Annotated in this window: 16 protein-coding genes; 14 read left to right on the forward strand and 2 right to left on the reverse strand. The window is 62.9% G+C overall.

The genetic code is table 11. The features are described from left to right. Window position 1: 1 nt before the first annotated feature. The 7 genes from BT179_RS01700 to BT179_RS01730 all read left to right on the forward strand — a co-directional run bounded on the left by BT179_RS01700 (window position 2) and on the right by BT179_RS01730 (window position 7,473). Window positions 2-646, forward strand: a complete 645-nt coding sequence (locus tag BT179_RS01700) for a cysteine hydrolase family protein (RefSeq protein ID WP_072388801.1) — start codon at window positions 2-4, stop codon at window positions 644-646. Beyond that, the gene (locus BT179_RS01705) at window positions 643-1,995 is read left to right on the forward strand and encodes a type I glutamate--ammonia ligase (RefSeq protein WP_072388803.1); all 1,353 of its coding nucleotides are present in this window, start codon (window positions 643-645) and stop codon (window positions 1,993-1,995) included. The genes BT179_RS01700 and BT179_RS01705 overlap by 4 nt, the downstream gene beginning before the upstream one ends. Beyond that, entirely contained in the window at window positions 1,979-2,731 is a 753-nt protein-coding gene (locus BT179_RS01710) for an N-formylglutamate amidohydrolase (RefSeq protein WP_072388805.1), read from the forward strand. The genes BT179_RS01705 and BT179_RS01710 overlap by 17 nt, the downstream gene beginning before the upstream one ends. 56 nt (window positions 2,732-2,787) lie before the next feature. Then, on the forward strand, window positions 2,788-4,137 hold the full coding sequence (locus BT179_RS01715; RefSeq protein WP_072430407.1) for an APC family permease: 1,350 nt from the start codon (window positions 2,788-2,790) through the stop codon (window positions 4,135-4,137). Window positions 4,138-4,267: 130 nt separating this feature from the next. Further along, window positions 4,268-5,284, forward strand: coding sequence for an arginine N-succinyltransferase (locus BT179_RS01720; RefSeq protein WP_072388809.1), 1,017 nt, complete (start codon window positions 4,268-4,270; stop codon window positions 5,282-5,284). A gap of 61 nt (window positions 5,285-5,345) precedes the next feature. Beyond that, window positions 5,346-6,380 carry an arginine N-succinyltransferase gene (gene astA, locus BT179_RS01725; protein ID WP_072430406.1) on the forward strand — a complete coding sequence of 345 codons (1,035 nt, stop codon included), beginning with the start codon at window positions 5,346-5,348 and terminating at the stop codon, window positions 6,378-6,380. A 223-nt stretch (window positions 6,381-6,603) separates the two neighbouring features. Further along, a complete protein-coding gene (locus tag BT179_RS01730) occupies window positions 6,604-7,473 on the forward strand; it encodes an isocitrate lyase/PEP mutase family protein (RefSeq protein WP_072388815.1) in 870 nt (289 codons plus the stop codon). 225 nt (window positions 7,474-7,698) lie between these two features. Here BT179_RS01730 and BT179_RS01735 read toward each other — a convergent pair whose 3' ends face one another. After that, the gene (locus BT179_RS01735) at window positions 7,699-8,928 is read right to left on the reverse strand and encodes an acyl-CoA dehydrogenase (protein ID WP_072430405.1); all 1,230 of its coding nucleotides are present in this window, start codon (window positions 8,926-8,928) and stop codon (window positions 7,699-7,701) included. Window positions 8,929-9,103: 175 nt separating this feature from the next. On the opposite strand from BT179_RS01735, the gene BT179_RS01740 reads away from it, so the two are divergent. The 3 genes from BT179_RS01740 (at window position 9,104) to BT179_RS01750 (ending at window position 11,530) form a co-directional block, all read left to right on the forward strand. Next, on the forward strand, window positions 9,104-10,033 hold the full coding sequence (locus BT179_RS01740; RefSeq protein WP_072388821.1) for a LysR family transcriptional regulator: 930 nt from the start codon (window positions 9,104-9,106) through the stop codon (window positions 10,031-10,033). A 132-nt stretch (window positions 10,034-10,165) separates the two neighbouring features. Further along, entirely contained in the window at window positions 10,166-10,567 is a 402-nt protein-coding gene (locus BT179_RS01745; RefSeq protein WP_072388823.1) for a MerR family transcriptional regulator, read from the forward strand. Between the two features lie 63 nt (window positions 10,568-10,630). Next, window positions 10,631-11,530, forward strand: a complete 900-nt coding sequence (locus BT179_RS01750; RefSeq protein WP_072430404.1) for a hydroxymethylglutaryl-CoA lyase — start codon at window positions 10,631-10,633, stop codon at window positions 11,528-11,530. 641 nt (window positions 11,531-12,171) lie between these two features. Here the strand turns inward: BT179_RS01750 and BT179_RS01755 are convergent. Further along, window positions 12,172-13,869: an AMP-binding protein gene (locus BT179_RS01755; RefSeq protein ID WP_072430403.1), complete on the reverse strand. Its 1,698-nt coding sequence runs from the start codon at window positions 13,867-13,869 to the stop codon at window positions 12,172-12,174. Between the two features lie 186 nt (window positions 13,870-14,055). On the opposite strand from BT179_RS01755, the gene BT179_RS01760 reads away from it, so the two are divergent. The 4 genes from BT179_RS01760 (at window position 14,056) to BT179_RS01775 (ending at window position 19,708) form a co-directional block, all read left to right on the forward strand. Continuing rightward, the gene (locus BT179_RS01760; RefSeq protein ID WP_072430402.1) at window positions 14,056-15,219 is read left to right on the forward strand and encodes an isovaleryl-CoA dehydrogenase; all 1,164 of its coding nucleotides are present in this window, start codon (window positions 14,056-14,058) and stop codon (window positions 15,217-15,219) included. 90 nt (window positions 15,220-15,309) lie between these two features. Then, a complete protein-coding gene (locus tag BT179_RS01765) occupies window positions 15,310-16,914 on the forward strand; it encodes a carboxyl transferase domain-containing protein (RefSeq protein WP_072430401.1) in 1,605 nt (534 codons plus the stop codon). Between the two features lie 14 nt (window positions 16,915-16,928). Next, window positions 16,929-17,762, forward strand: coding sequence for a gamma-carboxygeranoyl-CoA hydratase (locus tag BT179_RS01770; protein ID WP_072430400.1), 834 nt, complete (start codon window positions 16,929-16,931; stop codon window positions 17,760-17,762). Further along, window positions 17,759-19,708: an acetyl/propionyl/methylcrotonyl-CoA carboxylase subunit alpha gene (locus tag BT179_RS01775; protein ID WP_072430399.1), complete on the forward strand. Its 1,950-nt coding sequence runs from the start codon at window positions 17,759-17,761 to the stop codon at window positions 19,706-19,708. The genes BT179_RS01770 and BT179_RS01775 overlap by 4 nt, the downstream gene beginning before the upstream one ends. Window positions 19,709-19,712 lie beyond the last annotated feature (4 nt).

Here is a 19,712-nt window from a genome sequence, read left to right on the forward strand (position 1 = left end):
GATGTTCTCGCTCCCCCACCGCTCACCCAGGGACCTGCCGTTCACCCGCGACCACACCGCCTTGCTGCTGGTGGATATGCAACGGGCCTGGCTGGAACCGCAATTCGATGCCCACCTGGACACCCCCGAGGCAGACTATTTCATCCGTCGCGCCCGCGAACGGGTGATTCCCAACCAGCAGCGTCTGCTCCAGGGGCTGCGGGCGGCGGGGCAGAACGTACTGCATACCCACATCGAAAGCCTCACCGCCGACGGTCGCGACCGCTCCCTGGACCACAAGTTATCGGACATGCACTTGCCCAAGGGCAGCCCCGAGGCACAGATCATCGCCGAGCTTGCCCCACTGGAAAACGAGATCGTCTTGCCCAAGACGTCTTCGGGCGTGTTCAACTCCACCAACATCGACTACGTACTGCGCAACCTGCAGACCCGGCACCTGATCGTCGCCGGCATCGTCACCGACCAGTGTGTCGACATGGCCGTACGCGACGCCGCCGACCGTGGCTACCTGGTCACCCTGGTGGAGGATGCCTGCGCCACCTACACCGAACAACGCCACCTGGCCTGCCTGAATGCGATCAAAGGCTACTGCTGGATCGCCGACACCGACACCGTGCTCGGCCGCTTGCAGGAGATGCAGCCGTGAGCCGTCTCGACCGCGCAGCGCCCCTGGCACAGCTTCCCGTCACCACGCTGGTCAGCACCGACCTGATCGGCGTGACCCGAGGCCGCTCGTTCCCCAGCGATGAGCTGCCCCACTACGTCACCGCCGGTTGCGGCTGGGTGCCGGCCAACAGTGCGCTGACCCCCCAGGACATCATCGCATCGGTCAATCCGTGGGGCGCTTATGGCGATCTGCGACTGATTCCGGACCTGCCTAGCCGGGTAACCGTCGACCAGGGGCCCGACGCCCAGGCGCCGGCGCTGGACTACATCCATTGCGACCTGCGGGAAACCGACGGTCGCCCCTGGTCCGCTTGCCCGCGCACGCTGTTGCGCGACGAAGTGGAACGCTACCGGGCCGAGCTCGGCCTGCAGGTACTGGCCGCGTTCGAACATGAATTCAGGCTGGACACCTCCCAGCCCCAACCCGATCGCCTGGCCTTCAGCCTCCAGGCCCAGCGCCAGCAGGCCGGGTTCGCCGGATGGTTGCTCGGCGCATTGCGGGCCGGTGGTGTCGAACCGGAGATGTTCCTGCCCGAATACGGCAAGCATCAGTACGAAATCACCTGCCGCCCCGCCCTTGGCGTCGCCGCGGCCGACCGCGCCGTGAACGTACGGGAGATTACCCGGGAAATCGCCCGGCAGATGGACCTGGCGGTGAGCTTCGCCCCCAAGACGTCGGCCGATGCCGTGTGCAACGGCGTGCACCTGCACCTGAGCCTGCAAGATCTGGACGGCGAGCCGGTGCTCCATGACGCTGCCAGCGCCAACGGTCTTTCCAGCCTCGGTCGACACTGGGCGGCCGGGGTGCTGCATTACCTGCCGGCCCTGTGCGCCTTGACCGCGCCGACCCCGGTGTCCTACGAACGCTTGCAACCGCACCACTGGAGCGCTTCCTACGCGTGCCTGGGACAGCGCAACCGCGAAGCGGCCCTGCGGATCTGCCCGACCGTCAGCCTGGGAGCCAGGCCGGTCGCCAACCAGTACAACCTGGAGTTCCGTGCCATGGACGCCACGGCCTCGCCGCACCTGGCGATGGCGGGGTTATTGATCGCCGGGAGGCTGGGTATCGAACAAGGGTTGGCACTCAATGCCGTCACCGATGAAATACCCGACGATTTGACTGAGGAACAGCGCCGCAGTCGTGGCATTATCGCCCTGCCGACCGACCTGGCCCAGGCCCTGGATTGCCTGCGTAACAGCGGGGCGCTGCTCGAAGCCCTGCCCGGCCCGCTGGTCGAAACCTACTTCGCCTTGAAGGCCGAGGAGCTGGCCTTGACCCAGGCGCTGTCACCTGCCGAGCGTTGTGAGCACTATGCGCGAATCTATTGAGTGTGCCGAATCGGGCCTGTACACCGAGCCAGCCTACCGGTTGCTTCGGGAGAACGCCGAGCACCCACTGATCCTGGTGTGCGAACACGCCAGTCGGTTCATCCCCGGGGCGTTGAACGACCTGGGCCTGGATGAAACGGCCGCCCAGGAACACATTGCCTGGGACATTGGTGCCCTGGCACTGGCCGAATGCCTGTCCGAGACCCTCGGCGCAACCTTGCTGTCGGCCAACTATTCACGGCTGCTGATCGACCTGAACCGCCCGCTGCACGTGCCGGACAGCATTCCAGCCCAGAGCGAGATCTACCAGATTCCCGGCAACCAGTCCCTGGACGAGGCCACGCGTGCCTACCGCCAGCAGTGCCTGTTCCACCCGTTCCATGACCGGTTGCGCTCGTTGATCGACCAGCGCCTGGCCGACCAGCGACCGGTACGGGTGGTGGGCATCCACAGCTTCACCCCGGTGTTCTACGGTCAGCCCCGCAGTCTTGAAGCCGGCGTGCTGTTTGCAGAAGCGGCGGACTACGCCCAGCGCATCGTCGACGGGCTGAGCCGGCATTCGCTGCGGGTGGCGGGGAACCAGCCCTATCGGGTCAGCCCCTTGAGCGACATGACGGTTCCGGTGCATGGCGATGGACGCGGCCTGGATTCGGTGCTGATCGAGGTCCGCAACGATTTGCTGCGCAGCCCCGAAGAAGTACGGGCCTGGAGCGCCTGCCTGGCGCCGTTGCTGTAGAAAACAGCGGCAAGACATCCTGAAAATCCATGATCGGCTGAAAAGGAGAACGGCTTGTGAGTATCGAGGCATTTGGCTACAAACAGGAATTGAAACGCAGCCTGTCACTGACGGACCTGGTGGTGTACGGGATGATTTTCATGATCCCTATCGCGCCGTTCGGCGTGTACGGCTACGTGAACGCGGAGGCGCCGGGGATGGTGCCGCTGGCGTACATCATCGGCATGGTGGCGATGCTGTTCACCGCGCTGAGCTATGGCAGCATGGCCCGGGCCTTTCCGGTGGCCGGCTCCGTCTATTCCTACGCACAACGGGGTCTCAACCCACATGTAGGCTTTATCGCCGGCTGGCTGATGCTGCTGGACTACCTGCTGATTCCCCCGCTGCTGTATGTCTACGCCGCCATGGCGCTGAATCACCTGTACCCGGAGATTCCCAAGGTCGGCTTCATCCTGGCCTTCCTCGTGAGCGCGACCTTCGTCAACTTGCGAGGCATCACCTTCACCGCCCGGATGAACATCATCTTCCTGCTGGCGCAGCTGGTGGTGCTGGGGATTTTCCTGGCCTATGCCTGGAATGCCCTGCACGGTGGCGCGGGTAACGGCCAACTGACCCTGGCGCCGCTGTACAGTCCGGAGCATTTCAACTTCGCCCTGCTGATGCAGGCCGTGTCGATCGCCGTGCTGTCGTTCCTGGGGTTCGACGCCATTTCCACCCTGGCCGAAGAAATCAAGGGCGATCCGGGTCGCAGTGTCGGCAAGGCCGCGATGCTCACGCTGCTGCTCATGGGGGTGATTTTCGTGGTGCAGACCTGGATCGCCACGGACCTGGCGGCCGGCATGGGCTTCAAGTCCGCCGATACCGCTTTCTATGAAATCGCCGAACTGGCCGCCGGCAGCTGGCTGGCCACCATGACGGCCGTCGCCACCGCGCTGTCCTGGGGCGTGGCCGTGGCCATCACCTCCCAAGCCGCGGTGTCGCGCCTGTTGTTCGGCATGGCCCGAGACGGCAAGTTGCCCAAAGTGCTGGCCAAGGTCCATCCAAAACACAACACCCCGTACCTGAGCATCTACCTGGTGGCGGTGCTGTCGCTGCTGATCTGCTACCTGTTCATCAATGCCGTGGATACCCTGACCTCACTGGTCAACTTCGGCGCACTGAGTGGTTTCATGCTGCTGCATGTCACCGTGATCAACCATTACTGGCGTCGCCAGCGGTCCGGGCAAGTGGTCCGCCACCTGATCTGCCCACTGATCGGCTTCTGCATCGTCGCGGCCATCATGTACAACATGGGCGTGGACGCGCAAAAGCTCGGCCTGGTCTGGATCGCAGCGGGCGTCGTCTATCTGTGCCTGCTCAATAAATTCGGCGCCAGCACGGCCCTGCCCGATCCGGCAGGTCATTGAGGTTCAGCGATGATCGCAAGGGGTTGTCGGTCATCGCGCTGCGACAACACAACGGTTACGACGCGTGGACATCGACAGTGATCGTCAAGCCCGGTGCAGATCACCGGGCTCAGGAACAGGAGTGCAATCCATGCTGGCCTTACGTCCAGTTCAACCAAGCGATTTGCCGCAACTGCAGCAACTGGCCCGTGACAGTCTGGTGGGGGTGACGTCGCTTCCAGACGACATCGAGCGCCTGCGAGAAAAAATCCTCGACTCGTGCGCATCGTTCGAGGCTGATGTGCGAGCACCTGGCGGGGAAAACTATTTTTTCGTGTTGCAGGACCTGGTCTCCGGGCGCCTGGTGGGCTGTTCCGAAATCCTCGCCAGCACCGGTTGCAACGAACCGTTCTACAGCCTGCGCAACCGCCCGTTCTCCAGCGAGTCCCGGGAGTTGAACATCCAGCATGGCGTACCGGCACTGTCGCTGTGCCAGGATCTGCAGGGCCAGACGCTGCTGCGCGGTTTCCACATCGACGCCGACCGGGTGCGCACGGCGGAATCGGAGTTGCTGTCCAGGGCCCGCCTGATGTTCATCGCCGCGCATCCGCAACGCTTCGCCGAATCGGTCATCACCGAAATTGTCGGTTACAGCGACGATGACGGCCAGTCGCCATTCTGGGATGCAATCGGCCAGCACTTCTTCGACCTGCCCTACGTCGAAGCCGAACGGTTGTGCGGCCTGCAAAGCCGATCCTTCCTCGCCGAATTGATGCCCCAGTACCCGCTCTATGTGCCGATGCTGCCGCCCGAGGCCCAGGCCTGCATCGGTCGGGTTCATCCCGATGGCCAGGAAGCCTTCGACATCCTGGCGCGCGAAGGCTTCGAGACCAACAGCTATGTAGACCTGTTCGACGGCGGGCCAACCCTGCACGCCCGTATCGCCAACATCCGCTCCATCGCCCGAAGTCGCATGGTCCAGACCTGGAAGAGCTCGCAGATTGACGCCCGGGGCCGCTACCTGGTGAGCAACGACCGCCTTGCAGACTATCGCGCCATCGTGGCCGAGCTGGATGTCGCCGCCGAGGGGCCCGTGGCCCTGACGCCCGACATGCTCGCCGCGCTGGACATCGACGAAGGCGAACGGATCCGGGTGATCACCCTATGAACGTCACGGGAAGTCCTGTCCTGGTCCTGCGCCCAGGCCGACACGACGAAGGAGCCGCATCATGATTGTCCGCCCGGTCGCCATTACCGACCTGCCGTCCTTGCTGGAACTGGCGCGCTGCGCCGGGCCGGGGTTCACCAGCCTGCCGGCCAACGAGGAACGCCTGGCCCACCGCGTACGCTGGGCCCAGCGCACCTTTGCCGGGCAGGTCGAGCGCGCCGACGCCGACTACCTGTTCGTGCTGGAGGACGACGACCGCCAAGTGGTTGGCATCAGCGCCCTGACCGGTGCCGTCGGGCTGCGGGAGCCGTGGTACAACTATCGGGTCGGGGTCACCGTCAGCTCGGCCCCGGAACTGGGCATCCAGCGGCAGATCCCCACCCTGTTTCTCAACAACGAGATGACCGGGCAATCGGAAATCTGCTCCCTGTTCCTGCACCCCGCCCAGCGTCACGGCCATAACGGGCGCCTGCTGTCCCTGGCGCGCCTGTTGTTCGTCGCCGAATTCTCCCAGCTGTTCGGCGAGAAACTCATCGCCGAGCTGCGAGGCCATGCCGACGAGAACGGTTGCTCGCCATTCTGGGACAGCCTGGGACGACACTTCTTCAAGAAAGACTTCAGCTATGCCGATCAGTTGTCCGGCATGGGCAACAAGTCTTTCATTGCCGAGTTGATGCCGCGCCAGCCGCTGTATACCTGCATGCTCACCGAACAGGCACAGGCCGCCATTGGCCGTGCCCATCCGAACACTGAACCGGCCCTGAAGATTCTCGGCGCCGAGGGCTTCAGCCATAAGGGCTACATCGATATCTTCGACGGGGGCCCGGTGATCGAGGCGCCAGTGTCGAAGATCCGCAGCGTGCGTGACAGCCAGTCACTGGCCCTGGCCATCGGCACGCTGGACGAACAGGCACCGGTCTGGCTGATCCACAACCGGCGCCTGGCGAACTGCCGCGTCACCAGCGCCCGGGCCCATCAGCACGGCCACAGCCTGCTGGTCGATCGCCTTACCGTCAAACGCCTGCAGATGCAGCCGGGCGATACGGTGCGCGCCGTGCCGCTGCTCGGTCAGGGACGCCAGGCTGCGACGGCTTAGCGCGGGCCTGCAACGCTCGCGGCGCAAAACACAAGACATATCACCGTGCAGCGGGATCGTTGTATCTTTCCATTAGCCATCGCCCGCGAACTCACCGTACTTGCACGCAAGGCATAGCCCATGCGCATTCGTCATCCTCCTTGCGCTTGCCACGTGATAGCCTTTGGCTCCTTCGGCGTTGACACTTTTGCTCAAGCCCTTCCATTCCATTGGTGGAACTCATATGTCCAGGCTTTCCCATCAAGATTTACGCCGTAGCTTTCGTCAACTGCTGGCTTCCCGGACCTGCTATCACACCGCCTCGGTGTTCGACCCGATGTCGGCGCGCATCGCCGCCGACCTGGGTTTCGAAGTAGGGATCCTGGGAGGATCGGTCGCGTCGTTGCAAGTATTGGGGGCGCCGGACTTCGCGCTGATCACCCTGAGCGAATTCGCCGAACAGGCCACCCGCATCGGTCGCGTGGCCCAATTGCCGGTCATCGCCGATGCCGACCATGGCTATGGCAACGCCCTGAACGTGATGCGCACCATCATCGAGCTCGAGCGTGCCGGGGTGGCCGCCCTGACCATCGAGGACACGCTGCTGCCGGCCCAGTTCGGGCGCAAGTCCACGGACCTGATCAGCGTCGCCGAGGGCGTCGGCAAGATCCGCGCGGCGCTGGAGGCCCGCGTCGATCCGGAAATGGCGATCATCGCCCGCACCAACGCCGGCATCCTGCCGGTCCAGGAAGTCATCAGCCGTACCCAGCAATATGAACGTGCCGGGGCGGACGGGATCTGCATGGTGGGTGTCCAGGACTTCGATCACCTGGAAAAGATCAGCGAGAACCTGAATGTGCCGCTGATGCTCGTCACCTACGGCAATCCGCTCCTGCGGGACGACAAGCGCCTGGCCGAGCTGGGCGTGCGGGTTACCATCGATGGCCACGGCGCCTACTTCGCCGCGATCAAGGCCACGTACGACAGCCTTCGCGAGCAGCGGCAGATCTTCACCCAGGCATCGGACCTCAGCGCCACCGAACTGACCCACACCTACACCCAGCCCGAGGAATATATCCGTTGGGCCGAGGAGTACATGAGCGTCAAGGAGTAAGAAAGCGCACTGTCCGGGAAGCGGCCATCGCGAGCTCGCTCCCACAGTAGGTTTGCGGTGCGACACCTGTCTCGCCCCCCACACTCCTTGTGGGAACGAGCTTGCTCGCGATGGCGGTGGTTCAGCTTGCATGCGTGCCGGATGTAGCAACGCCATCGCGAGCACGTTCGCACCCACAGGGGATCTGTGATGAGCGCGATGGCGTTGCCAGGGTGAAGCAGGCCTTCAGCGCCCGCTACGCAACATCTCCTTGGGCACGTATTTGCCGATCTCGAACTTGCCGATGGCCGCGCGGTGGACTTCATCGGGGCCGTCCGCCAGACGCAGGGTCCGTTGCATGGCGTACATGTAGGCCAGCGGGAAATCGCCGGAAACCCCCGCGCCGCCGTGGATCTGGATCGCACGGTCGATGACCTTCAGGGCGACGTTGGGCGCAACCACCTTGATCTGGGCGATTTCGCTCTTCGCTACTTTGTTGCCGACCGTGTCCATCATGTAGGCCGCCTTCAAGGTCAGCAGGCGAGCCATGTCGATTTCCATCCGCGAGTCGGCGATCTTGTCGATGTTGCCGCCCAGGCGTGCCAACGGCTTGCCGAAGGCGGTACGGCTGACGGCACGCTTGCACATCAATTCCAGTGCCCGCTCGGCCATGCCGATGGACCGCATGCAATGGTGGATGCGCCCGGGGCCGAGGCGCCCCTGGGCAATTTCAAAGCCTCGTCCTTCACCCAACAGGACGTTTTCGTATGGTACCCGCACGTTGTCGAACAGCACTTCGGCATGGCCGTGGGGGGCGTCGTCGTAACCGAACACCGGCAAAGGCCGGACGATCTTGACCCCGGGGGTATCCACCGGCACCAGGATCATCGAATGCTGGGCGTGGCGCGGCGCATCGGGGTTGCTCAGGCCCATGAAGATCAGGATCTTGCAGCGCGGGTCGCAGGCGCCCGAGGTCCACCACTTCTTGCCGTTGATCACCCACTGGTCGCCGTCGCGCTCGGCCCGGGCAGCCATGTTGGTCGCGTCCGAAGAGGCCACATCCGGTTCGGTCATGGCGAAGGCCGACCGGATCTCACCCCGCAGCAGCGGTTCCAGCCAGCGCTGCTTCTGCTCTTCATTGGCGTAACGCACCAGGACTTCCATGTTGCCGGTGTCCGGCGCCGAGCAGTTGAACGGTTCCGGCCCCAGCAGCGAGCGCCCCATGATCTCTGCCAGTGGCGCGTATTCCAGGTTGGTCAGGCCGGCGCCCAGCTCGGACTCGGGCAGGAACAGGTTCCACAGGCCTTCTGCCTTGGCCTTGGCCTTGAGCTCTTCCATGATGGCCGTGGGTTGCCAGCGGTCGCCCTCGGCCACTTGTCGTTCGAACACTGCTTCGGCCGGGTAGACGTAGGCATCCATGAACGCCGTGACGCGTTCACGCAGTTCCTGAACCTTGGGGGAATAGGCAAAATCCATGGGCAGCACCTTCTTGGCAGAGGTTGTTTTAGGTCATGAAATCGATGCTAGTTCAGCTACGAAAATTTACCTAACCTATTCTCGGCGTGTATTAACATTCATCACCGATATATGTTTCACTGATTCGCATCGCCTTCCGGCACCTCACCAAGTCCAAGAACAAGAGTGCAGCGCAATGAATCTGAGCAAGGTCGACCTCAACCTTTTCATCGTCTTCGATGCGATCTACACCGAAGCCAACCTGACCCGCGCCGGGCAGATCGTCGGCATCACCCAGCCGGCAGTGTCCAACGCCCTGGCGCGCCTGCGGGAAACCTTCAACGACCCGCTGTTCGTGCGCACCGCCCAGGGCATGGTGCCCACGCCCATGGCCCAGAACATCATCGGCCCGGTGCGCAATGCCCTGTCGCTGCTGCGGGTGTCGGTACAGGAAAGCCGGATCTTCAACCCGCTCCAGGCGGTCAAGACCTACCGCATCAGCATGACCGACCTGACCGAAGGGGTGATCCTGCCGCCGTTGTTCCAGCGCCTGCGCCGCCTGGCGCCCACGGTGGCCATCGAAAGTTTCCTGTCCAAGCGCCGGGAAACCACCAAGGAACTGGCCGCCGGCCGCCTCGACTTTGCCGTAGACGCGCCGCTCAACACCGACCCTCAAGTGCGTCACGTCAAGCTGATGGAAGACCGTTATGTGTGCGCCATGCGCAAAGGCCACCCCTTGGCGAGCAAGGAAAAACTCAGCCTCGATGACTACCTGGCCCAGACCCACGTGCATATTTCCAGCCGACGCAACGGCCTGGGCTATGTGGACCTGGCCCTCGGCAAGATGGGTATCCAGCGCAAGATTGCCCTGCGCTCCCAGCATTACCTGATGGCCTCGCAGGTGCTGCAGCAGACCGACATGGTCATGACCGTCCCCGAACGCTTTGCGCGTCGCCATGACCTGCACGCCTTCCTGCTACCGGTCAACGACGTGCCGCCGGTGGAGACCCACCTCTACTGGCATGAAAGCACCGACCAGGACCCGGCCAACCGCTGGATGCGCGAACAGATGATCGAGCTGTGCCAGCAGGTGACGGCGCACGAGAAGAAGCTCGACAAAGTCTGAAGGATCAAATGGTGGGAGTGCGCAAGCCCGCTCCCACCGATTCATGCTCCAACGTAGCGCAGCCCCCATGCTTGACGTGAACGTCAACCTGCCATTAGCTTAGCGCCAGCACCTTTCGTTTCGAGCGCGTCCATGAGCAGCCAGACCTACAGCATCTCCGATCTTGCCCGGGAGCTTGATATCACGACCCGAGCAATCCGCTTCTATGAAGAACAGGGCCTGCTGAGCCCTGAGCGACGAGGCCAGGAACGCATCTATTCACCACGGGACAAGGTCAGCCTCAAGCTCATCCTGCGCGGCAAGCGCATCGGGTTTTCCCTGGCCGAATGCCGCGAACTGATCGAACTCTACGACCCTTCCAGCGGTAACCAGAAGCAGTTGAACAGCATGCTGGCGAAAATCGCCGAGCGCCGGGAACAACTCGAACAGCAACTGCTGGACATCGAGCAGATGAAGCTGGAACTCGATACGGCCGAGGAACGCTGCATCCAGGCACTGGAGCAAACGCTCAAGGGACAGGAAGCTGTCCAGTAACGACCCAATAACGACGCCAGCCCCTTTGGGAGCGGGCGCATCCACTACCACAGGTCAATCTCCATGTCCCTTCCCTCCTTTGTACGCTTGATCGAAGTCGGTCCCCGTGACGGCCTGCAGAATGAAGCCCACCCCATCAGTGTCGCCGACAAGGTACGCCTGGTGGATGCCCTCAGTGCCGCTGGCCTGGGTTACATCGAGGTCGGCAGCTTTGTCTCGCCCAAGTGGGTGCCCCAGATGGCCGGCTCCGCCGAAGTGTTCGCGCAAATCCAGCGCAAGCCCGGCGTGACCTATGGCGCCCTGGCACCGAACCTGCGGGGTTTCGAAGACGCTCTGGCGGCCGGCGTGAAGGAAGTGGCGGTGTTCGCGGCTGCGTCCGAGGCGTTCTCGCAGCGCAACATCAACTGCTCCATCAAGCAAAGCCTGGAACGCTTCGCGCCGATCATGGAGGCCGCCGGGCAAAACGGCGTCAGCGTGCGGGGCTACGTGTCCTGTGTGCTGGGCTGCCCGTATGAAGGCGCGGTCAAGCCCGAGCAGGTGGCATGGGTCGCCCGGGAGCTGTATGCGATGGGCTGTTACGAAGTGTCCCTGGGAGACACCATCGGCACCGGTACCGCGGGCGCCACACGCAAGATGTTCGAGGTGGTCGGTGAGCAGGTGCCTCGCGCCAGGCTCGCCGGGCATTTCCACGACACTTACGGTCAGGCCATGGCCAACGTCTACGCCAGCCTGCTGGAAGGCATCGCGGTGTTCGACAGCTCCATTGCCGGCCTCGGTGGCTGCCCCTACGCCAAGGGCGCCAGCGGTAACGTCGCCACCGAGGACGTGCTGTATCTGCTCAATGGCCTGGGCATTGAAACCGGCGTCGACCTGGACGCCTTGATCGCCGCGGGCCGACAGATCTGCAGCGTGCTCGGTCGTCCGACCGGCTCACGGGTCGCCAAGGCCCTCAGTGCACAGTGAAGGTGTTACCGCCCCCCTTTGGGGGACAGCCAAACGAGTAACACGGAAACAATTTGTCAGATCTACACTGCCGCGTTTTTCCCATGAAAATCTTAAACCATTGATTTAAAAGGATTTTCAAAAGTTGGCACGGCACCTGCTTTCTCTCTGGCATAACAAGAATAAAAAAGCGGCAAACCTAATAAAAACAAGACGAAACGACTCTGACATAACAAAAACAACACGGCAGAGACGCAGCTAACAGATTTTTTTGGAGAAGGTGTGCTTTTCAGGGTGCTTCCAGAAGCAACCCGCAACCGGGCAGAGAACAATAAGACTACCCTCAGGTAGGACCCGAATCGGTTGGATCGCTAAGCGAAAAAGCAGATCAGCGCTCAAAAAAATACGTTTGCTCTTGATCCCGGATGGGGATCGCCCAAAACAGCGGTAAAGGGTCACGGTCACCAAAAACAACAACAGGCCGCCCCTCAATAATAAAAAGAGCACGCGACGACAAAATTAAAGGGGAGCTTCGGCTCCCCTTTGTGCTTTGCATCTTCCCTATCTTCCCGCCAGATGTCCGCGATAGCGGAGTGTCAGACAACCCGGTTGTCGACAGATGCACTGCCATCGCAAGCAAGCTCGCTTCCAACGTGTTGCCCCTAGCTCGACTCCCCGCGCAGCTCCTCGATGCTGATCTCGCGCATGCGGAATTTCTGGATCTTGCCGGTCACGGTCATGGGGAATTCCTCGACGAACCTGAAATGACGCGGCACCTTGAAATGGGCGACCCGCTCCTTGCACCAGTCCTGCAACGCCTCGCCGGTGGCACTGTGGCCAGGATGGAATTTGATCCAGGCAACGATTTCTTCACCATAGCGTGGACAAGGGATGCCTATCACCTGCACATCCGCCACGGCCGGGTGGGTGAAGAAGAGCTCTTCCAGCTCGCGGGGGTAAACATTCTCCCCGCCACGGATGATCATGTCCTTGTTACGCCCGACAATGCAGACGTACCCCTGCGCGTCCATGGTGGCCAGGTCGCCGGTGTGCATCCAGCCGTCCCGGTCGATGGCCTCGGCGGTTCCCTGGGGATTGTTCCAGTAGCCGAGCATCACGCTGTAACCACGGGTACACAATTGGCCAATGCTGCCACGGGGCACGATATCGCCGGCGTCGTCGATGATCTTGCTTTCCAGCTGCGGCTGGGTCCGACCCACGGTGGCCACGCGTAGCTCCAGCTCGTCTGAAGGACCGGTCTGCAGCGATACCGGACTGGTTTCCGTCATGCCGTAGGCGATCTGGACTTCGGCCATGTGCATCTCGCCGATGACCCGCCGCATCACTTCGATCGGGCAGGTCGCCCCGGCCATGATGCCGGTGCGCAGGCTGGACAGGTCGAATTCGCCGCGCTGCGGCTGGTCCAGCATGGCGATGAACATGGTCGGTACGCCATACAGCGCGGTGGCCTTTTCCTCGGCCACGGTGCGAAGGGTCAACAGCGGGTCGAAGGCATCGTTGGGGTAGATCATCGTGCTGCCATGGGTCATGCAGCCCAGGTTGCCCATGACCATGCCGAAGCAATGATAGAGCGGCACCGGGATCACCAGCCTGTCGGCGACGCTCAGGCCGAGGCTTTCGCCGACCATGTAGCCATTGTTGAGAATGTTGAAATGACTGAGGGTTGCGCCCTTGGGGAAACCGGTGGTGCCGGAAGTGTACTGGATATTCACCGGTTGATCGAAATGCAGGCTGGCCTGGCGCTCGGCCAATTGACCGGGGGTCACCGCCGCGCCCAGGCCCGACAGTTGCGACCAGGGCAGGAAACCGGAGGGCGGCCGGGCATCGAGGCTGATCACACCTCGCAGATCCGGCAGGCGTTCGCTGCGCAGCTGGCCGATCGATTGCTCTGCCAGCTCAGGCACGAGGGTCTGCAGCATGGCGTGGTAGTCGGAGCGCTTGAACGCCCCGGCGCATACCAGCCACTGGCAGCCGGATTGCTTGAGCACATACTCCAGCTCACCGCTGCGATAGGCAGGATTGATGTTGACCAGGATCACGCCGATTTTCGCGCTGGCGAATTGGCTGATGCACCACTGTGCGCAATTGGGCGCCCAGACACCTAGACGGTCGCCAGCGTTCAGGCCCAGCGCCAGCAAGGCCCTGGCATGCAAATCAACCGCGTCGGCCAGTTGCCGCCAGGTGTAGCGCAGCGACTGATGACGAACCACCAACGCTTCGCCATCGGGATAGCGGGATGCGGTCTCGTCGAAAGCCTGGCCGATGGTCTGCGCCAGCAGGGCCTCGGCCTGGGAGCCACGGGTGTAGCTGAGCTGCGAATGTGAACCGGGTTGATCCATGACGCCCCCTCTTGTCTTTATTAGTGGGTGAAGCGATGTCCCTTGCTGCACAAGCCCTCTTACTCTCGCTCAAGTTGACGTTAACGTAAAGGGTGATTGACAGTCGCCCATCCCAGGCTTACGTTAACGTAAAGGTGAGAGCACTCCCCCGCTCTCCGCACCCTATAAAAAAGCCAAAGGTGTCCCATGAGCTACCCTTCCCTGAATTTTGCCCTCGGCGAAACCATCGACATGCTGCGCGACCAGGTGCAGGCCTTCGTCAGGACCGAGCTGGCACCGCGAGCGGCGCAGATCGATATCGATAACCTGTTTCCCGCCGACATGTGGCGCAAGTTCGGCGACATGGGTCTGTTGGGCATCACCGTGCCGGAAGCCTACGGTGGCGCCGGCCTGGGTTACCTGGCTCATGTCGTGGCGATGGAAGAGATCAGCCGCGGCTCGGCCTCGGTCGCCCTCTCCTACGGCGCCCACTCCAACCTCTGTGTGAACCAGATCAACCGTAACGGCAATCACGAACAGAAAACCCGCTACCTGCCCAAACTGATCAGCGGCGAACACGTCGGCGCCCTGGCCATGAGCGAACCCAATGCCGGCTCCGACGTGGTGTCCATGAAACTGCGGGCCGACAAACGTGGCGACCGCTATGTGCTCAACGGCAGCAAGACCTGGATCACCAACGGTCCCGATGCCAACACATACGTGATCTACGCCAAGACCGACCTGGAAAAGGGTGCCCACGGCATCACCGCGTTCATCGTCGAGCGCGACTGGAAAGGCTTCAGCCGCAGCAACAAGTTCGACAAGCTCGGCATGCGCGGCTCCAACACGTGCGAGCTTTTTTTCGATGACGTCGAAGTGCCGGAAGAAAACATTCTCGGTGCGCTCAACGGCGGGGTGAAGGTCCTGATGAGCGGCCTCGACTATGAACGCGTGGTGTTGTCCGGCGGCCCCACCGGGATCATGCAGGCGTGCATGGACCTGGTCGTCCCCTACATCCACGACCGCAAGCAGTTCGGCCAGAGCATCGGCGAATTCCAGTTGATCCAGGGCAAGGTGGCCGACATGTACACCCAGCTCAACGCCAGCCGTGCCTACCTCTATGCGGTGGCCCAGGCCTGCGAGCGCGGCGAAACCACTCGCAAGGACGCTGCCGGAGTCATCCTCTATACCGCCGAACGCGCCACGCAAATGGCCCTTGAGGCCATCCAGATCCTGGGCGGCAACGGCTATATCAATGAATTCCCCGCCGGACGCCTGTTGCGTGACGCCAAGCTGTACGAGATCGGCGCCGGCACCAGTGAGATTCGTCGGATGCTGATCGGTCGCGAACTGTTCAACGAAACGAAATGAAATTTCACAAGCTGCAAGCGACAAGCCTTGAGCTGCAAGCGTTCGTGCTCTGGCTTGAAGCTTGAAGCTTGAAGCTGCTACGGAGTAGCCATGATCCTGCATACCCAGCTCAATCCGCGCTCGCCGGAATTCATTGCCAATCGCGACGCCATGCTCGGGCAAGTCGAGGCCCTGCGCGCCCTGCTCGCTCAGGTCCAGCAAGGCGGCGGCGCAAAGGCCCAGGAACGCCATACGTCACGGGGTAAACTGCTGCCTCGCGAACGCATCAATCGGTTGCTGGACCCCGGTTCACCGTTCCTGGAGATCAGCCCGCTCGCCGCCCATGGGGTGTACGGGGAAGATGTGCCCGCCGCCGGTGTGATCGCCGGAATCGGTCGGGTGGAAGGCGTCGAATGCATGATTGTCGCCAACGACGCGACCGTCAAAGGCGGCTCTTATTACCCATTGACAGTCAAGAAACACCTGCGGGCGCAGGCCATCGCCCAGCAGAACCGCCTGCCCTGCATCTACCTGGTGGACTCCGGCGGCGCCAACCTGCCGCGTCAGGACGAAGTGTTTCCGGATCGCGAACATTTCGGACGGATTTTCTTCAACCAGGCCAACATGAGCGCCCAGGGTATCCCGCAGATCGCGGTGGTAATGGGCTCCTGCACCGCCGGGGGGGCCTACGTGCCAGCGATGGCTGACGAGGCGATCATGGTCCGCGAACAGGCGACCATCTTCCTGGCCGGCCCACCGTTGGTAAAAGCCGCCACGGGCGAAGTGGTCAGCGCCGAAGACCTGGGCGGTGCCGATGTGCACTGCAAGGTCTCCGGCGTGGCCGACCATTATGCCGATAACGATGAACACGCCCTGGCACTGGCTCGCCGCAGCGTCGCCAACCTGAACTGGCGCAAGCTGGGCGACATGCACACACACACGTCGATCGCCCCGCTGTATGCCAGCGACGAACTGTACGGGGTGGTGCCGGCCGATGCCAAACAGCCTTTCGATGTCCGGGAAGTCATTGCGCGCCTGGTGGACGGCTCGGTGTTCGACGAGTTCAAGGCGTTGTTCGGTACCACCCTGGTGTGCGGCTTTGCCCATCTGCACGGCTACCCGGTGGCGATCCTGGCCAATAACGGCATCCTGTTTGCCGAGGCCGCGCAAAAAGGCGCCCACTTCATCGAGCTGGCCTGCCAGCGCGGCATTCCCTTGCTGTTCCTGCAGAACATCACCGGCTTCATGGTCGGACAAAAGTACGAAGCCGGCGGCATTGCCAAGCACGGCGCGAAACTGGTCACCGCGGTGGCTTGCGCCCGGGTGCCGAAATTCACCGTGATCATCGGCGGCAGCTTCGGCGCCGGTAACTACGGCATGTGCGGGCGTGCCTACGATCCCCGATTCCTGTGGATGTGGCCGAACGCGCGGATCGGCGTGATGGGGGCCGAGCAGGCAGCCGGTGTGCTGGTGCAGGTCAAGCGGGAGCAGGCCGAGCGCAGCGGCCATCCGTTCAGCGCCGCCCAGGAAGCCGAAATCAAGCAACCGATCCTCGACCAGTACGAAGAACAGGGTCACCCCTATTATTCCAGTGCGCGGCTGTGGGACGACGGTGTCATCGACCCGGCCCAGACCCGCGACGTGCTGGGCCTGGCCTTGTCCGCATCATTGAATGCGCCCATCGAACCGAGCCGCTTCGGCGTGTTCCGGATGTAACCGGGAAAATGTCCATGGATAACTTCAACACCCTCGAACTGCTCACCGACTCGCGCGGCGTCGCCACCTTGTGGCTGAGCCGCGAGTCGAAGAACAACGCATTCAACGCCGAAATGATCCGCGAGCTGATCCTGGCCCTCGACCAGGTCGGCAGCGACCCGGGCCTGCGCTTTTTGCTGATCCGTGGCCGAGGCAAGCACTTCAGCGCCGGCGCCGACCTGGCCTGGATGCAACAGTCGGCCGAGCTCGACTACCACACCAACCTCGACGATGCCCGGGAGCTGTCGGAGTTGATGTACAACCTTGCCAAGTTGAAGATTCCTACGCTGGCGGTCGTCCAGGGCGCGGCGTTCGGCGGTGCCCTGGGCTTGATCAGCGCCTGCGACATGGCCATCGGGGCCGATGACGCGCAGTTCTGCCTGTCGGAAGTGCGCATCGGCCTGGCACCGGCCGTGATCAGCCCGTTCGTGGTGCAAGCCATTGGCGAACGAGCCGCGCGACGCTACGCCCTCACGGCAGAACGCTTCGGCGGACAACGTGCGAAAGAGATAGGCTTGCTATCGGAAAGCTACCCATCCGAGACCCTGGACGAGCAGGTGGACCGCTGGATCGACAACCTGTTGCTCAACAGCCCGGCAGCCATGCGCGCCAGCAAGGAGCTGCTGCGCGAAGTCGGCAACGGGGCCCTCACCCCGGCCTTGCGGCGCTATACCGAAAATGCAATCGCCCGTATCCGCGTCAGCCCCGAAGGCCAGGAAGGTCTGCGGGCCTTTCTGCAAAAGCGCGCGCCAAACTGGCAAGCCGAGCCGAACCCGACCGCCTCGAAACGTAAGGAGCCGCGTCAATGAGCGTCCCAGTCCTCACTACGCTGCTGGTGGCCAATCGCGGGGAAATCGCCTGCCGCGTGATGCGCACCGCCAAGGCCATGGGGCTGACCACCGTGGCCGTCCACAGCGCAACCGATCGCGACGCTCGCCACATCCGTGAAGCCGACATCCGTGTCGACCTGGGAGGCAGCAAGGCCGCCGACAGCTATCTGCAGATCGACAAATTGATTGCCGCGGCCCAGGCCAGCGGCGCCCAGGCTATTCATCCGGGCTACGGCTTCCTTTCCGAGAACGCAGGGTTCGCCCGGGCCGTGGAAAACGCCGGGCTGATGTTCCTCGGCCCGCCCGCCTCGGCCATCGATGCCATGGGCAGCAAATCCGCGGCCAAGGCCCTGATGGAAACCGCCGGCGTGCCGTTGGTCCCCGGCTACCATGGCGAAGCCCAGGACCTGGAAACCTTTCGCGAGGCCGCCGAACGCATCGGCTACCCGGTGCTGCTCAAGGCCACCGCCGGCGGTGGCGGCAAAGGCATGAAAGTCGTCGAGGACGTCAGCCAACTGGCCGAAGCCCTGGCATCGGCGCAGCGGGAAGCGCAATCGTCCTTCGGCGACTCGCGGATGCTGGTGGAGAAATACCTGCTCAAGCCTCGTCATGTGGAAATCCAGGTATTCGCCGACCGGCATGGCAACTGCCTGTACCTCAATGAACGGGATTGCTCGATCCAGCGCCGACACCAGAAGGTGGTGGAAGAAGCCCCCGCTCCCGGCCTGACCCCGCAACTGCGGCGGGCCATGGGCGAAGCCGCCGTGCGTGCGGCCCAGGCGATCGGCTATGTCGGCGCGGGCACCGTGGAGTTCCTGCTGGATTCGCGGGGCGAGTTTTTCTTCATGGAGATGAACACCCGCCTGCAGGTCGAGCACCCGGTCACCGAAGCGATCACTGGGCTGGACCTGGTGGCCTGGCAGATTCGCGTCGCTCAGGGCGAGGCGCTGCCGATCACCCAGGAGCAGGTTCCGTTGCGGGGCCACGCGATCGAAGTACGGCTGTACGCCGAGGATCCGGCCAACGATTTCCTGCCGGCCACCGGGCGCCTGGCCCTTTATCGCGAGTCGAAGGCAGCACCGGGGCGCCGCGTCGACAGTGGCGTAGAGGAAGGCGACGAAATTTCGCCATTCTACGATCCGATGTTGGGCAAGCTGATCGCCTGGGGCGAAGACCGGGAACAGGCGCGGTTGCGGCTCTTGAGCATGCTCGACGAGTTTGCCATCGGTGGCCTGAAGACCAATATCGGTTTCCTGCGGCGCATCCTGGCTCATCCCGCCTTCGCCGCAGCGGAGCTGGATACCGGATTTATCCCACGTTATCAGGGGCAGTTACTGCCGGAACCCGGCGAACTGGATGACGGCTTCTGGCTCGCCGCAGCCCAGGGACTGGCCTTGAGCCTGGTGCCCCGCAGACGTTCCGATGACAGCGGCTCGCCCTGGTCCGAGACCACCGGCCTGCGCCTGGGATTGCCAAGGGAAACGACCCTGCATCTGAGCTGCGAAGGCCAGGATCGAGCGATGACGCTGGACGTCCAGGCTGGATCCGTCGAGCTTCGTGGCGAACAACTGATCATCGAGCACGACGGTTTGCGCCGCAGTCACCGAGCCATACGCCAAGGTGACAGCCTGTATCTGCAATGGAAAGGCGACCTGCATCGAGTGGACCTGTACGACCCTCTGGCCGCCGCGGAGGCTAGCCACAGCCACCAGGGCGGCCTGACCGCCCCCATGAACGGCAGCATCGTCCGAGTGCTGGTCAGCCCTGGCCAGGCCGTGGAAGCAGGCACGCAACTGGTGGTGCTGGAAGCCATGAAGATGGAACACAGCATTCGTGCGCCAAAAGCCGGTGTGATCAAGGCGTTGTTTTGCCAGGAAGGCGAAATGGTCAGCGAGGGCAACGCGCTGGTGGCGTTCGAGGAATAGGCAT

It is taken from the genome of Pseudomonas sp. NFACC43, from assembly GCF_900119645.1.
Classification (GTDB): domain Bacteria; phylum Pseudomonadota; class Gammaproteobacteria; order Pseudomonadales; family Pseudomonadaceae; genus Aquipseudomonas.